Origin of the sequence: Streptomyces sp. NPDC059564, from assembly GCF_042735575.1 — a bacterium.
GTDB lineage: Bacteria > Actinomycetota > Actinomycetes > Streptomycetales > Streptomycetaceae > Streptomyces.
This window is the reverse complement of record NZ_JBHWBP010000178.1, coordinates 1-14,814: the sequence shown is the minus strand read 5'-3', so window position 1 is coordinate 14,814 and position 14,814 is coordinate 1. Positions and strand designations below refer to the sequence as shown.

Annotated in this window: 14 protein-coding genes; 13 read left to right on the top strand and 1 reads right to left on the bottom strand. The window is 70.4% G+C overall.

The annotated features are described in order from the left end of the window. Window positions 1-15 precede the first annotated feature (15 nt). Window positions 16-516 carry a transcriptional regulator BldD gene (bldD, locus tag ACFV0Q_RS25795; RefSeq protein ID WP_007263032.1) on the bottom strand — a complete coding sequence of 167 codons (501 nt, stop codon included), beginning with the start codon at window positions 514-516 and terminating at the stop codon, window positions 16-18. A gap of 265 nt (window positions 517-781) precedes the next feature. On the opposite strand from bldD, the gene pyrR reads away from it, so the two are divergent. The 13 genes from pyrR to metK all read left to right on the top strand — a co-directional run. Next, complete coding sequence (pyrR, locus tag ACFV0Q_RS25790; RefSeq protein WP_266578263.1) at window positions 782-1,366, top strand: bifunctional pyr operon transcriptional regulator/uracil phosphoribosyltransferase PyrR; 585 nt, start codon at window positions 782-784, stop codon at window positions 1,364-1,366. Between the two features lie 112 nt (window positions 1,367-1,478). Next, window positions 1,479-2,471, top strand: a complete 993-nt coding sequence (locus tag ACFV0Q_RS25785; protein ID WP_385008734.1) for an aspartate carbamoyltransferase catalytic subunit — start codon at window positions 1,479-1,481, stop codon at window positions 2,469-2,471. A gap of 2 nt (window positions 2,472-2,473) precedes the next feature. Next, window positions 2,474-3,760, top strand: coding sequence for a dihydroorotase (locus tag ACFV0Q_RS25780; RefSeq protein ID WP_385008733.1), 1,287 nt, complete (start codon window positions 2,474-2,476; stop codon window positions 3,758-3,760). After that, a complete protein-coding gene (locus ACFV0Q_RS25775) occupies window positions 3,757-4,338 on the top strand; it encodes a hypothetical protein (protein WP_385008732.1) in 582 nt (193 codons plus the stop codon). The genes ACFV0Q_RS25780 and ACFV0Q_RS25775 overlap by 4 nt, the downstream gene beginning before the upstream one ends. Further along, window positions 4,335-5,498, top strand: a complete 1,164-nt coding sequence (carA, locus tag ACFV0Q_RS25770) for a glutamine-hydrolyzing carbamoyl-phosphate synthase small subunit (RefSeq protein ID WP_385008731.1) — start codon at window positions 4,335-4,337, stop codon at window positions 5,496-5,498. The genes ACFV0Q_RS25775 and carA overlap by 4 nt, the downstream gene beginning before the upstream one ends. Then, on the top strand, window positions 5,491-8,799 hold the full coding sequence (gene carB, locus ACFV0Q_RS25765; RefSeq protein WP_385008730.1) for a carbamoyl-phosphate synthase large subunit: 3,309 nt from the start codon (window positions 5,491-5,493) through the stop codon (window positions 8,797-8,799). Before carA ends, carB begins: the two co-directional genes overlap by 8 nt. Window positions 8,800-8,897: 98 nt before the next feature. Next, window positions 8,898-10,007, top strand: a complete 1,110-nt coding sequence (locus tag ACFV0Q_RS25760; RefSeq protein ID WP_385008735.1) for a quinone-dependent dihydroorotate dehydrogenase — start codon at window positions 8,898-8,900, stop codon at window positions 10,005-10,007. After that, complete coding sequence (pyrF, locus tag ACFV0Q_RS25755; RefSeq protein WP_385008729.1) at window positions 10,004-10,846, top strand: orotidine-5'-phosphate decarboxylase; 843 nt, start codon at window positions 10,004-10,006, stop codon at window positions 10,844-10,846. The genes ACFV0Q_RS25760 and pyrF overlap by 4 nt, the downstream gene beginning before the upstream one ends. Window positions 10,847-11,127: 281 nt before the next feature. Beyond that, window positions 11,128-11,451 carry an integration host factor gene (locus ACFV0Q_RS25750; protein ID WP_030234009.1) on the top strand — a complete coding sequence of 108 codons (324 nt, stop codon included), beginning with the start codon at window positions 11,128-11,130 and terminating at the stop codon, window positions 11,449-11,451. Between the two features lie 61 nt (window positions 11,452-11,512). Next, entirely contained in the window at window positions 11,513-12,076 is a 564-nt protein-coding gene (gene gmk / locus ACFV0Q_RS25745) for a guanylate kinase (protein ID WP_030234013.1), read from the top strand. A gap of 61 nt (window positions 12,077-12,137) precedes the next feature. Next, the gene (gene rpoZ, locus ACFV0Q_RS25740) at window positions 12,138-12,410 is read left to right on the top strand and encodes a DNA-directed RNA polymerase subunit omega (protein ID WP_004948662.1); all 273 of its coding nucleotides are present in this window, start codon (window positions 12,138-12,140) and stop codon (window positions 12,408-12,410) included. A gap of 99 nt (window positions 12,411-12,509) precedes the next feature. After that, window positions 12,510-13,748: a bifunctional phosphopantothenoylcysteine decarboxylase/phosphopantothenate--cysteine ligase CoaBC gene (gene coaBC, locus ACFV0Q_RS25735; RefSeq protein ID WP_385008728.1), complete on the top strand. Its 1,239-nt coding sequence runs from the start codon at window positions 12,510-12,512 to the stop codon at window positions 13,746-13,748. A gap of 194 nt (window positions 13,749-13,942) precedes the next feature. Further along, the coding region (gene metK, locus ACFV0Q_RS25730; RefSeq protein ID WP_385008727.1) for a methionine adenosyltransferase at window positions 13,943-14,814 on the top strand (872 nt) is incomplete at its 3' end.

The following is a 14,814-nucleotide window of genomic DNA, read 5'->3' as shown; positions in this document are numbered from 1 at the left end:
GGTCCTGACCCGGGACTAGATGTCCTCGTGGGCCACCGCGCGGCGCGCGTCCGCGTCCAGGACGCCCCAGCTGATGAGCTGCTCGGTCAGGACGGAGGGGGACTGGTCGTAGATGACGGCCAGGGTGCGCAGGTCGTCCTGGCGGATCGACAGCACCTTGCCGTTGTAGTCGCCGCGCTGGCTCTGGATGGTCGCCGCGTAACGCTGCAGCGGACCGGCCTTCTCGGCGGGAACGCCCGCCAGGCGCTCCAGGTCGAGGCGCAGCTTCGGCGGCGGCTCGGCCGCTCCGCCGGGAGTGGTGCCCGGCAGCAGTTCCTGCACCGGAACCCCGTAGAAGTCCGCCAGCTCGGCAAGGCGCTGGACGGTCACGGCGCGGTCCCCGCGCTCGTAGGACCCGACCACCACGGCCTTCCAACGGCCCTGGGACTTCTCCTCGACACCGTGGAGGGAGAGGCCCTGCTGGGTGCGGATGGCGCGGAGCTTGGCCCCGAGCTGTTTGGCGTATTCGCTGGACATAACGCTCCCGGACGCTGTGACGCTGTGACGACATGGACGACAGGCGACATGGTTGACATGCGGCTCCGTCGCGCGGCTGGTAACTCACTGTGAGGTTACGCAGCGTTACGTGGATGCGTCAAGCCGAATGGTCACCGACCCCCACTTACGAGGGCCGCCGCGGCCTCCCGGTGCGAGGCCGCGCGCCGGATCCTGGTACCGTGGACGGCGTAGATCAGACGTCCTTTAAGGTCCGTCCCGTGAGGCGGAGAAGGAGGTCCTTTTCATGGACACCCAGACTTCCCAGGTCCCCGAAGAAGCGACGCGCCCCGTGCTCGAGGCGCAGGACATCGCCCGGGTCCTGACCCGCATCGCCCACGAGATCGTCGAACGCGCCAAGGGCGCCGACGACGTGGTGCTCCTCGGCATTCCCACCCGCGGTGTGTACCTCGCCCGCCGGCTGGCCGCCAAGCTCGAAGAGATCACCGGGACGAAGGTCCCGGTCGGCTCCCTCGACATCACCATGTACCGCGACGACCTGCGCCTGAAGCCCGCCCGGGCGATCGGCCGCACGGAGATCCCCGGCGACGGCATCGACGGCCGTCTCGTGGTCCTCGTCGACGACGTGCTCTTCTCCGGGCGCACCATCCGTGCCGCCCTCGACGCCCTCGGTGCCATCGGCCGGCCGCGCGCCGTGCAGCTCGCCGTCCTCGTCGACCGCGGCCACCGGGAACTCCCGATCCGCGCCGACTACGTCGGCAAGAACCTCCCCACGTCGCTGCGGGAGACCGTCAAGGTCCAGCTCCAGGAGGAGGACGGCCGGGACGCCGTACTGCTCGGGCAGCGGACCGACCAGGCCTCCGGGCAGTAGCCCCGTACGGACGCCGGACCCCCGCGCGGGGTCCGCGCCGCAGCCTGCCCTGCCCGCACTCCAGTCAGCCTGCCTGTCTGCCCTCCCGACTTACGGATTACGGAGCACCCAGATGATGCGTCACCTCATCTCGGCCGCCGACCTCACGCGCGACGACGCCGTCCTCATCCTCGACACCGCCGAGGAGATGGCCCGCGTCGCGGACCGGCCGATAAAGAAGCTGCCCACCCTGCGCGGCCGCACGATCTGCAACCTCTTCTTCGAGGACTCCACCCGCACCCGGATCTCCTTCGAAGCCGCCGAGAAGCGCCTCTCCGCCGACGTGATCAACTTCGCGGCGAAGGGCTCCAGCGTCTCCAAGGGCGAGTCCCTCAAGGACACGGCCCAGACCCTGGAGGCCATGGGCGTCGACGCCGTGGTCATCCGCCACAGCGCCTCCGGGGCCCCCTACCGGCTCGCCACCTCCGGCTGGATCGACGCCCCCGTGATCAACGCGGGCGACGGCACCCACCAGCACCCCACCCAGGCCCTGCTCGACGCCTTCACCATGCGCCGCCGGCTGGTCGGCCGGGACGCCGGGCTCGGCAAGGGCCTCGACGGCCGCCGGATCACCCTCGTCGGCGACGTCCTGCACAGCCGCGTGGCCCGCTCCAACGTGGACCTGCTGCACACCCTGGGCGCCGAGGTCACCCTGGTGGCCCCGCCCACGCTGGTGCCCGTCGGCGTCGAGTCCTGGCCGTGCGAGATCTCGTACAGCCTCGACGAGGTGCTGCCGAAGTCCGACGCGGTCATGATGCTGCGTGTGCAGCGCGAGCGGATGAACGCCGCCTTCTTCCCGACCGAGCGCGAGTACTCGCGCCGCTACGGCCTGGACGGCGCCCGGATGGCCCGGATGCCCGAGCACGCCATCGTCATGCACCCCGGCCCGATGGTCCGCGGCATGGAGATCACCGCCGAGGTCGCCGACTCCGACCGCTGCACGGTCGTCGAGCAGGTCGCCAACGGCGTCTCGATCCGCATGGCCGTCCTGTACCTGCTGCTCGGCGGCTCCGAGCCCGCCGTCACCACCAGCTCCACCGCCCCGCGTACCGAGGAGACCAAGTAAAGATGAGCAAGATCCTTATTCGTGGCGCGAAGGTACTCGGTGGCGAGGCGCAGGACGTCCTGATCGACGGCGAGACCATCGCCGAGGTCGGCCAGGATCTGTCCGCCGAGGGCGCGACCGTCATCGAGGCCGAGGGCCAGACCCTCCTGCCGGGCCTCGTCGACCTGCACACCCACCTGCGCGAGCCCGGCCGAGAGGACAGCGAGACCGTCCTCACCGGCACCCGCGCCGCCGCCTCCGGCGGGTACACGGCCGTCTTCGCCATGGCCAACACCTTCCCGGTCGCCGACACCGCCGGCGTCGTCGAGCAGGTCTGGCGCCTGGGCAAGGAGTCCGGCTACTGCGACGTGCAGCCCATCGGCGCCGTCACCGTCGGCCTGGAGGGCAAGAAGCTCTCCGAGCTCGGCGCCATGCACGAGTCCGCCGCCCGCGTCACCGTCTTCTCCGACGACGGCAAGTGCGTGGACGACGCCGTGATCATGCGCCGCGCCCTGGAGTACGTGAAGGCCTTCGGCGGCGTCGTCGCCCAGCACGCCCAGGAGCCCCGCCTCACCGAGGGCGCCCAGATGAACGAGGGCGTCGTCTCCGCCGAGCTCGGCCTGGGCGGCTGGCCCGCCGTCGCCGAGGAGTCGATCATCGCCCGCGACGTGCTGCTCGCCGAGCACGTCGGCTCCCGGGTGCACATCTGCCACCTCTCCACCGCCGGCTCCGTCGAGATCGTCCGCTGGGCCAAGTCCCGCGGCATCGACGTCACCGCCGAGGTCACCCCGCACCACCTGCTCCTCACCGACGAGCTCGTCCGCTCGTACGACCCGGTGTACAAGGTCAACCCGCCGCTGCGCACCGAGCGCGACGTGATGGCCCTGCGCGAGGCGCTCGCCGACGGCACGATCGACATCGTCGCCACCGACCACGCCCCGCACCCGCACGAGGACAAGGACTGCGAGTGGGCCGCCGCGGCCATGGGCATGGTGGGCCTGGAGACCGCGCTCTCCGTCGTGCAGCAGACGATGGTGGAGACCGGCCTGCTGGACTGGGCGGGGGTCGCCGAGCGGATGTCCTGCGCCCCGGCGCGCATCGGCGGCCTCCCGAACCACGGACGCCCCGTCTCGGCAGGTGAACCCGCCAACCTGACCTTGGTCGATACCTCGTACCGTGGTGTCGTGGACCCCGCACACTTCGCCTCCCGCAGCCGCAACACGCCTTACGAGGGCCGTGAGCTGCCGGGGCGCGTCACTCACACCTTCCTGCGGGGCCGGGCAACGGTCGTGGACGGGAAACTGGCGTGACACCTGCAGTAATCCAACTGGCCGCCGAGGCCGCCGAACGACAGTCGGCGGAGGTGACGGACTGGGGCGCCCGCATCTCGTGGGTGATCGGTCTGCTCGTCTTCATCGCGTTCGTGTACTGGCTGATGCGGCAGGGCTGGAAATGGCGCGGCGCACTGCAGAGCGATCTGCCGGAGCTGCCCGCCGCCCCGAGCGGTCTTCCCGAGCACCGGCTGGCCCTGACCGGCCGGTACCACGGGTCCACCACCGCCGGGCAGTGGCTCGACCGGATCGTCGCCCACGGTCTGGGGGTGCGCAGCCGGGTCGGGCTCACGCTCACCGACGCGGGCCTCGACGTGGTCCGTCCGGGTGCCACCGACTTCTTCGTACCGGCCGCGCAGCTGCGCGGCGCCCGCCTCGACAAGGGAATCGCGGGCAAGGTACTCACCGAGGGCGGGCTCCTCGTCGTCACCTGGGCGCACGGCGACAAGCTGATCGACTCCGGATTCCGCTCCGACCGCGCGGCCGAACACGCCGCCTGGGTCGAAGCCATCAACCTCATGAACCCATCCATCACGACGGAAGGCGCCGAACGATGACGACCTCCACCAGGGGAGCAGCCAAAGCTCCCGCCGTACTCGTCCTGGAGGACGGCCGGATCTTCCGCGGCCGTGCCTACGGCGCTGTGGGGGAGACCTTCGGCGAGGCCGTGTTCTCCACCGGCATGACCGGCTACCAGGAGACCCTCACCGACCCGTCGTACCACCGGCAGGTCGTCGTGATGACCGCCCCGCACGTGGGCAACACCGGCGTCAACGACGAGGACCCCGAGTCCTCCCGCATCTGGGTGGCCGGCTACGTCGTCCGCGACCCCGCCCGCGTCCCCTCCAACTGGCGCTCGCGGCGCTCGCTGGACGAGGAGCTCGTCAAGCAGGGCGTCGTCGGCATCTCCGGCATCGACACCCGCGCCCTGACCCGCCACCTGCGCGAGCGCGGTGCCATGCGCGTCGGCATCTTCTCCGGCGAGGCCTGGGACAACGTCCGTGACGAGGCGCTGATCGCCAAGGTCCAGGCCGCCCCGCAGATGAAGGGCGCGAACCTCTCCGCCGAGGTCGCCACCAAGGAGACGTACGTCGTCCCCGCGATCGGTGAGAAGAAGTTCACCGTCGCCGCCGTGGACCTCGGCATCAAGGGCATGACCCCGCACCGGATGGCCGAGCGCGGCATCGAGGTGCACGTGCTGCCCGCCACCGCCACCGTCGAGGACGTCTACGCGGTCCAGCCGGACGGCGTGTTCTTCTCCAACGGCCCGGGCGACCCGGCCACCGCCGACCACGCGGTCTCCGTCATGCAGGGCGTGCTCGCCCGCAAGACCCCGCTCTTCGGCATCTGCTTCGGCAACCAGATCCTGGGCCGCGCGCTCGGCTTCGGCACGTACAAGCTGAAGTACGGCCACCGCGGCATCAACCAGCCCGTCCAGGACCGCACCACCGGCAAGGTCGAGATCACCGCGCACAACCACGGTTTCGCCGTCGACGCGCCCCTCGACAAGGTGTCCGAGACCCCCTACGGCCGCGCCGAGGTCTCCCACGTCTGCCTGAACGACCAGGTCGTCGAAGGCCTCCAGCTGCTCGACCAGCCGGCCTTCTCCGTCCAGTACCACCCCGAAGCCGCCGCCGGCCCGCACGACGCCGCGTACCTCTTCGACCGTTTCACGTCTTTGATGAGCACCGCCCAGATGGAGGCCGAGCGTGCCTAAGCGCACCGATATCCAGTCCGTCCTGGTCATCGGCTCCGGCCCGATCGTCATCGGCCAGGCCGCCGAGTTCGACTACTCCGGCACCCAGGCCTGCCGCATCCTCAAGGCCGAGGGCCTGCGGGTCATCCTGGTGAACTCCAACCCCGCGACGATCATGACCGACCCGGAGATCGCCGACGCCACGTACGTCGAGCCGATCACCCCCGAGTTCGTCGAGAAGATCATCGCGAAGGAGCGCCCCGACGCGCTCCTGCCCACCCTCGGCGGCCAGACCGCGCTCAACACCGCGATCTCCATGCACGAGCAGGGTGTGCTGGAGAAGTACGGCGTCGAGCTCATCGGCGCCAACGTCGAGGCCATCAACAAGGGCGAGGACCGCGAACTCTTCAAGGGCGTCGTCGAGGCCGTCAAGGCCAAGATCGGCTACGGCGAGTCCGCCCGCTCGGTGATCTGCCACACGATGGACGACGTCATCAAGGGCGTCGACATCCTCGGCGGCTACCCCGTCGTCGTGCGCCCCTCCTTCACCATGGGCGGCGCCGGCTCCGGCTTCGCCCACGACGAGGACGAGCTGCGCCGCATCGCCGGCCAGGGCCTGACGCTCTCCCCGACCACCGAGGTGCTCCTGGAGGAGTCCATCCTCGGCTGGAAGGAGTACGAGCTGGAGCTGATGCGCGACACCAAGGACAACGTCGTCGTCGTCTGCTCCATCGAGAACTTCGACCCGATGGGCGTCCACACCGGCGACTCCATCACCGTCGCCCCGGCGATGACGCTCACCGACCGCGAGTACCAGCGGCTGCGCGACATCGGCATCGCGATCATCCGCGAGGTCGGCGTCGACACCGGCGGCTGCAACATCCAGTTCGCGATCGACCCGGTCGACGGCCGCGTCATCGTCATCGAGATGAACCCGCGCGTCTCGCGCTCCTCGGCGCTCGCGTCGAAGGCCACCGGCTTCCCGATCGCCAAGATCGCGGCCAAGCTGGCCATCGGCTACACGCTCGACGAGGTCCCCAACGACATCACCGAGAAGACCCCGGCCTCCTTCGAGCCGTCCCTCGACTACGTCGTCGTCAAGGCCCCGCGCTTCGCCTTCGAGAAGTTCCCGCTCGCCGACTCCACCCTCACCACCACCATGAAGTCGGTGGGCGAGGCCATGGCCATCGGCCGCAACTTCACCGAGGCCCTCCAGAAGGCCCTGCGCTCCCTGGAGAAGAAGGGCTCGCAGTTCACCTTCGTCGGCCCCGTCGGCGACAAGGACGAGCTCCTCGCCACCGCCGTGCGCCCCACCGACGGCCGCATCAACACCGTCATGCAGGCCATCCGCGCCGGCGCCACCCAGGAAGAGGTCTTCGAGTCCACGAAGATCGACCCCTGGTTCGTCGACCAGCTCTTCCTGATCAAGGAGATCGCCGACGAGCTGGCCGCCGCCGAGAAGCTCCACCCCGAGCTGCTCGCCGAGGCCAAGCGCCACGGCTTCTCCGACGCCCAGATCGCCGAGATCCGCGGCCTGCGCGAGGACGTCGTCCGCGAGGTCCGCCACGCGCTCGGCGTCCGCCCGGTCTACAAGACGGTCGACACCTGCGCCGCCGAGTTCGCCGCGAAGACCCCGTACTTCTACTCGTCCTACGACGAGGAGTCCGAGGTCGCCCCGCGCACCAAGCCCGCGGTGATCATCCTGGGCTCCGGCCCGAACCGCATCGGCCAGGGCATCGAGTTCGACTACTCCTGCGTCCACGCCTCCTTCGCCCTCAGCGACGCCGGCTACGAGACCGTGATGGTCAACTGCAACCCGGAGACCGTCTCGACGGACTACGACACCTCCGACCGCCTGTACTTCGAGCCGCTGACGCTCGAGGACGTGCTGGAGATCGTCCACGCCGAGTCGCTGGCCGGCCCCATCGCCGGCGTCATCGTCCAGCTCGGCGGCCAGACCCCCCTCGGCCTCGCCCAGGCGCTCAAGGACAACGGCGTCCCCGTCGTCGGCACCTCCCCGGAGGCCATCCACGCCGCCGAGGACCGCGGCGCCTTCGGCCAGGTCCTCGCCGACGCCGGCCTGCCCGCCCCCAAGCACGGCACCGCCACCACCTTCGCGGGTGCCAAGGCCATCGCCGACGAGATCGGCTACCCGGTCCTCGTCCGCCCGTCCTACGTGCTCGGCGGCCGCGGCATGGAGATCGTCTACGACGAGACCCGCCTGGAGTCGTACATCGCCGAGTCGACGGAGATCTCCCCGACCCGCCCCGTGCTGGTCGACCGCTTCCTCGACGACGCGATCGAGATCGACGTGGACGCCCTCTACGACGGCCACGAGCTCTACCTCGGCGGCGTCATGGAGCACATCGAGGAAGCCGGCATCCACTCCGGCGACTCGGCCTGCGCCCTGCCCCCGATCACCCTCGGCGGCTTCGACATCAAGCGCCTGCGCGCCTCCACCGAGGCCATCGCCAAGGGCGTCGGCGTCCGCGGCCTGATCAACATCCAGTTCGCCATGGCGGGCGACATCCTCTACGTTCTGGAGGCCAACCCGCGCGCCTCCCGGACCGTCCCCTTCACCTCGAAGGCGACCGCCGTCCCGCTCGCGAAGGCCGCCGCGCGCATCTCGCTCGGCGCCACCGTCGCCGAGCTGCGCGAAGAGGGCATGCTCCCGAAGACCGGCGACGGCGGCACCCTGCCGATCGACGCGCCGATCTCCGTCAAGGAGGCCGTCATGCCGTGGTCGCGCTTCCGCGACATCCACGGCCGCGGCGTGGACACCGTCCTCGGCCCGGAGATGCGCTCCACCGGCGAGGTCATGGGCATCGACGCCGTCTTCGGCACCGCCTACGCCAAGTCGCAGGCCGGCGCCTACGGTCCGCTGCCCACCAAGGGCCGGGCGTTCATCTCCGTCGCCAACCGCGACAAGCGCTCGATGATCTTCCCGGCGCGCGAGCTCGTCGCCCACGGCTTCGAGCTGATGGCCACCTCCGGCACCGCCGAGGTGCTGCGCCGCAACGGCATCAACGCCACCGTGGTGCGCAAGCTCAGCGAGGGCGAGGGCCCGGACGGCGAGAAGACCGTCGTCCAGCTCATCCACGACGGCCAGGTCGACCTGATCGTCAACACCCCGTACGGGACCGGCGGCCGCCTCGACGGCTACGAGATCCGCACGGCGGCCGTGGCGCGCGGCGTCCCCTGCCTGACGACGGTCCAGGCGCTCGCCGCCGCCGTCCAGGGCATCGACGCGCTCAACCGCGGCGACGTGGGCGTCCGCTCCCTCCAGGAGCACGCGGAGCACCTGACCGCAGCCCGCGACTGACGACAGCCCGTACGAAGGACGAAGGAGGGGGACCCCGGCGCGCCGACCGCGCGCCGGGTGTCCCCTTCCTCATGAGCGCAGAGGGATCCTCAGGCACCGTGTACAAACTCTTCTTCAACCTCGTCTTCAAGCGGATGGACCCGGAGCAGGCCCACTACACGGCCTTCCGCTGGATCCGCCTCGCCGCCCGCACGCCCGTGCTGCGCACCTTCGTCGCGGCGGCCCTCGCGCCCCGCCACGAGGAGCTGCGCACCGAGGCCCTCGGCCTGCGGATGCACGGCCCCTTCGGGCTCGCGGCCGGCTTCGACAAGAACGCCGTGGCCATCGACGGCATGTCCATGCTCGGCTTCGACCACATCGAGATCGGCACGGTCACCGGCCAGGCCCAGCCCGGCAACCCCAAGAAGCGGCTGTTCCGGCTGGTCCCGGACCGCGCGCTGATCAACCGGATGGGCTTCAACAACGAGGGCTCGGCCGCCGTGGCCGCGCGCCTCGCCGCCCGCCGCCCGGTGTTCAACACCGTCGTCGGCGTCAACATCGGCAAGACCAAGGTCGTGCCGGAGGCCGAGGCCGCCGCCGACTACGTGCTCTCCACCGAGCGCCTCGCCCGCCACGCCGACTACCTCGTCGTCAACGTCTCCTCCCCGAACACCCCCGGCCTGCGCAACCTCCAGGCCACCGAGTCGCTGCGCCCGCTGCTGACCGCCGTGCGGGAGGCCGCGGACCGCGCCGTGACCGACCGCCGGGTGCCGCTGCTCGTCAAGATCGCCCCCGACCTCGCCGACGAGGACGTCGACGCCGTCGCCGACCTGGCGCTGGAGCTCGGCCTGGACGGCATCATCGCGACGAACACGACCATCGCGCGGGAGGGCCTCGGTCTGAAGTCCTCCCCGTCGCTGGTCCGGGAGACCGGCGGGCTGTCCGGCGCCCCGGTCAAGGAACGCTCCCTGGAGGTCCTGCGCCGCCTCTACGCGCGCGTGGGCGACCGGATCGTGCTCGTGGGCGTCGGCGGCATCGAGAACGCCGAGGACGCCTGGCAGCGCATCCTGGCGGGCGCCACCCTGATCCAGGGCTACAGCGCCTTCATCTACGAGGGCCCGTTCTACGCCCGCGCCATCCACAAGGGCCTGGCCGCGCGCCTGGCCACGAGCCCGTACGCGACCCTCGCCGAAGCGGTGGGCGCCGAGACCCGAAAGGCCGCGCTGTGAGCCCTGTGACCCCCTTCGGAGCCCGTCTGCGCGCCGCCATGGACGCGCGGGGCCCGCTGTGCGTCGGCATCGACCCGCACGCCGCCCTGCTGGCCTCCTGGGGCCTGGACGACGACATCGCCGGTCTGGAGCGGTTCTCCCGCACGGTCGTGGAGGCCCTCGCCGACCAGGTCGCGGTCTTCAAGCCGCAGGCGGCCTTCTTCGAGCGGTTCGGCTCGCGCGGGGTCGCGGTGCTGGAGCGCACGGTCGCCGACGCGCGGGCCGCGGGCACGCTGGTGCTGATGGACGCCAAGCGCGGTGACATCGGCTCCACGATGGCCGCGTACGCCGCCGCCTTCCTGGACCCGGCGTCCCCGCTGTTCTCGGACGCGCTGACCGTCTCCCCGTACCTGGGCTACGGCTCGCTCGCCCCGGCGGTGGAGCTGGCGCGGGAGTCGGGCGCCGGGCTGTTCGTGCTGGCCCTCACCTCCAACCCGGAGGGCGCGGAGGTCCAGCGGGCGCTGCGGGAGGACGGGCGCACGATCGGGGCGACGATGCTGGCGCACCTCGCCGCGGAGAACGCCGGGGCCGAGCCGATGGGCTCCTTCGGCGCGGTGGTCGGCGCGACGCTGGGCGACCTGTCCTCGTTCGACCTGGACATCAACGGGCCGCTGCTGGCCCCCGGCATCGGCGCGCAGGGCGCGACGGCGGCCGACCTCCCGGCGGTGTTCGGCGCGGCCGTCGGCAACGTCGTCCCGAACGTCTCGCGGGGCGTCCTGAAGCACGGCCCCGACGTCGCCGCGTTGCGGGCGTCGGCGAAGCGGTTCGCGGACGAGATCCGCGAAGCCGTCGCGTCGTAAGAGCCGGCCCGGGGCGGGTGCGTGAAACGTCTTGACGAAATTCGAACGTCTTTCCCCGGACAAAACCGGGGTAGTTTGTCCGTGATGTACGGTTCAGTGGAGGCTGACCAGGACTTTTCGTCCGTTCTCGCTGACTGGAGCGGCCTTGGCCGCTAGTCTCCGACCAGAGTGAACGTGCAGCGAACGATTTCCGGCGCTGTTCGGGAGCTCGCCCCGGCGTGGTGCCTTCGGGTTCCGTGCCGGTCCGTATCCGACAGTTCGACATCCGAGGTGACGTAGGCGTGGCTCTTCCGCCCCTTACCCCTGAACAGCGCGCAGCAGCGCTCGAAAAGGCCGCCGCGGCTCGCCGGGAGCGGGCCGAGGTGAAGAATCGACTCAAGCATTCCGGCGCCTCCCTCCACGACGTCATCAAGACGGGACAGGAGAACGACGTCATCGGCAAGATGAAGGTCTCCGCCCTTCTCGAGTCGCTGCCCGGCGTCGGCAAGGTCCGCGCCAAGCAGATCATGGAGCGCCTCGGCATCTCCGAGTCCCGGCGTGTCCGAGGTCTCGGCTCCAACCAGATCGCCTCTCTGGAGCGCGAGTTCGGCGGCAGTGGCGCCTGAGGCGTCGCCCGAAGTTCTCCCGGCGTTCTCAGGCAGTCCCGAGAACCTGGATAATCGCTCTATGGCAGCAGAGGTTCGTCCGCGGCTGACCGTGCTCTCCGGCCCCTCGGGGGTCGGCAAGAGCACGGTCGTCGCGCATATGCGCAAGGTTCACCCCGAGGTATGGCTCTCGGTGTCGGCCACCACCCGCAAGCCGCGGCCCGGTGAGCGACACGGAGTCCACTACTTCTTCGTCAACGACGACGAGTTCGACAAGCTGATCGCCAACGGCGAGCTGCTGGAGTGGGCCGAATTCGCGGGCAACCGCTACGGCACACCGCGCGGCGCGGTGCTGGAACGCCTGGACAACGGCGAACCGGTGCTGCTGGAGATCGACCTCCAGGGCGCCCGGCTCGTCCGCGAGTCCAAGCCCGACGCCCAGCTGGTCTTCCTGGCCCCGCCGAGCTGGGACGAGCTCGTCCGCCGGCTCACCGGCCGCGGTACGGAATCGCCCGAGGTCATCGAGCGCCGGCTCGACTCGGCGAAGATCGAACTCGCTGCCGAATCCGAGTTCGACACCACCCTGGTCAACACCTCCGTCGAGGACGTGGCGCGCGAGCTGCTAGCCTTGATGAAAGTTGTTTGATCGTTGATCGATGTCATGTCGATTGATGTTTGATCTTTCACCCATCTTCGGAAGGTAGAGCGTGTCCTCTTCCATCACTGCGCCCGAGGGCATCATCAACCCGCCGATCGACGAGCTGCTCGAGGCCACGGACTCGAAGTACAGCCTCGTGATCTACGCGGCCAAGCGTGCGCGTCAGATCAACGCGTACTACTCCCAGCTCGGCGAGGGCCTGCTGGAGTACGTCGGCCCGCTGGTGGACACCCACGTCCACGAGAAGCCGCTTTCGATCGCGCTGCGCGAGATCAACGCGGGCCTGCTGACCTCCGAGGCCATCGAGGCCCCGGCCCAGTAGGGCACGGAACATTCCTTTCACCACAGGCCCGGCAGAACATCTGCCGGGCCTGTGGTGTGTCATAGGTGGCGTAGACGGATTCCGAATGGGGAGCGCGTGGTGGACAAGCCGGGTAAGCCGAAGGTCGTGCTGGGAGTCAGTGGCGGGATCGCCGCGTACAAGGCCTGTGAGCTGCTGCGCCGGCTGACCGAGTCCGGGCACGACGTACGGGTGGTGCCGACGGCCGCCTCCCTGAACTTCGTCGGCGAGGCCACCTGGGCCGCGCTCTCCGGCAACCCCGCCTCCACCCGGGTCTGGGAGAGCGTCCACGAGGTTCCCCACGTGCGCATCGGCCAGGGCGCCGACCTCGTCGTCGTCGCCCCCGCCACCGCCGACATGCTGGCCAAGGCCGCCCACGGGCTCGCCGACGACCTGCTCACGAACACCCTGCTCACCGCCCGCTGCCCGGTGGTCTTCGCCCCCGCGATGCACACCGAGATGTGGGAGCACCCCGCCACCCAGGAGAACGTCGCCACGCTGCGCCGCCGCGGCGCGATCGTGATCGAGCCCGCGGTGGGCCGGCTGACCGGCAAGGACACCGGCAAGGGGCGACTGCCCGACCCCGAGGAGATCTACGAGGTCTGCCGCCGCGTCCTCGCGCGCGGCACGGCCGGCGCCGCCGATCTGGCCGGCCGCCACGTGGTCGTCAGCGCGGGCGGCACCCGCGAGCCCCTGGACCCGGTCCGCTTCCTCGGCAACCGCTCCTCCGGCAAGCAGGGGTACGCCCTCGCCCGTACGGCCGTCGCGCGCGGCGCCCGGGTCACCCTGGTGTCGGCCAACACCGCGCTCGCCGACCCGGCCGGGGTGGACGTCGTACGGGTGGGAACGGCCCTCCAGCTGCGCGAGGCGGTGCTCAAGGCGGCCGCGGACGCCGACGCCGTGGTGATGGCCGCGGCCGTGGCCGACTTCCGGCCCGCCCGGTACGCCGACGGGAAGATCAAGAAGCAGGACGGGCAGGAGCCCGAGCCCGTCGCCCTCGTGCGCAATCCGGACGTCCTCGCGGAGATCTCCGCCGAGCGCGCCCTGGACGGCCAGGTCGTGGTCGGTTTCGCCGCCGAGACCGACGACGTCCTCGCCAACGGCCGGGCCAAGCTCCGCCGCAAGGGCTGTGACCTTCTCGTGGTCAACGAGGTCGGCGCGACCAAGACCTTCGGTTCCGAGGAGAACGAGGCCGTGGTCCTGTCCTCCGACGGTGAAGAGACGCCCGTGCCCTATGGCCCGAAGGAAGCTCTGGCCGAGGTGATCTGGGACCAGGTCGCCGCGCGGCTCGCGCCCCGGGCCGGCTCACGACGCGCCTGAGCGTTGCCCTTCTCGACGGGAAATCCGTGGGTCAGAATGGAGTGCCGCAGGTCACATGGCTCCCATAAGGCGAGACGGGTGGTCCGGTAAACGGTGGCGACCGATAAACTGCATCTGGAACGTGATCGGGCGCAGCCCCCGGTGTGGTTCCGCCAAATGATCAGCCAGCAGCCGCTGCAACCCCAGGGAGCGTTGTGTCCCGTCGCCTGTTCACCTCGGAGTCCGTCACCGAGGGTCACCCCGACAAGATCGCTGACCAGATCAGCGACACCATCCTCGACGCGCTCCTCACCGAGGACCCGACCTCGCGTGTGGCCGTGGAGACCCTCATCACGACCGGTCTCGTACACATCGCGGGCGAGGTGACGACCAAGGCGTACGCGCCGATCGCCCAGCTCGTCCGCGACAAGATCCTCGAGATCGGCTACGACTCGTCCAAGAAGGGCTTCGACGGCGCCTCCTGTGGCGTGTCGGTGTCCATCGGCGCGCAGTCCCCCGACATCGCGCAGGGCGTGGACACGGCGTACGAGCAGCGTGTCGAGGGCGACGAGGACGAGCTCGACCAGCAGGGCGCCGGCGACCAGGGCCTGATGTTCGGCTACGCCTGCGACGAGACGCCCGAGCTGATGCCGCTCCCGATCCACATCGCGCACCGGCTCTCCCGCCGCCTGTCCGAGGTGCGCAAGAACGGGACCATCCCGTACCTGCGCCCCGACGGCAAGACCCAGGTCACCATCGAGTACGACGGCGACAAGGCCGTGCGCCTCGACACGGTCGTCGTGTCCTCGCAGCACGCGGCCGACATCGACCTGGACTCGCTGCTCGCCCCCGACATCCGCGAGTTCGTCGTCGAGCACGTGCTGGCCCAGCTCGTCGAGGACGGCATCAAGCTGGACACCGAGGGCTACCGGCTGCTGGTGAACCCGACCGGCCGCTTCGAGATCGGCGGCCCGATGGGCGACGCCGGCCTGACCGGCCGCAAGATCATCATCGATACGTACGGCGGCATGGCCCGCCACGGCGGCGGCGCCTTCTCCGGCAAGGACCCCTCCAAGGTGGACCGCTC

Coding starts and splice junctions, on each gene's coding strand:
- gmk (WP_030234013.1), top strand. CDS start 11,513: ATGGCAGCAGAGGTTCGTCCGCGGCTGACCGTGCTCTCCGGCCCCTCG.
- ACFV0Q_RS25780 (WP_385008733.1), top strand. CDS start 2,474: ATGAGCAAGATCCTTATTCGTGGCGCGAAGGTACTCGGTGGCGAGGCG.
- bldD (WP_007263032.1), bottom strand. CDS start 516: ATGTCCAGCGAATACGCCAAACAGCTCGGGGCCAAGCTCCGCGCCATC.
- ACFV0Q_RS25785 (WP_385008734.1), top strand. CDS start 1,479: ATGATGCGTCACCTCATCTCGGCCGCCGACCTCACGCGCGACGACGCC.
- carA (WP_385008731.1), top strand. CDS start 4,335: ATGACGACCTCCACCAGGGGAGCAGCCAAAGCTCCCGCCGTACTCGTC.
- pyrR (WP_266578263.1), top strand. CDS start 782: ATGGACACCCAGACTTCCCAGGTCCCCGAAGAAGCGACGCGCCCCGTG.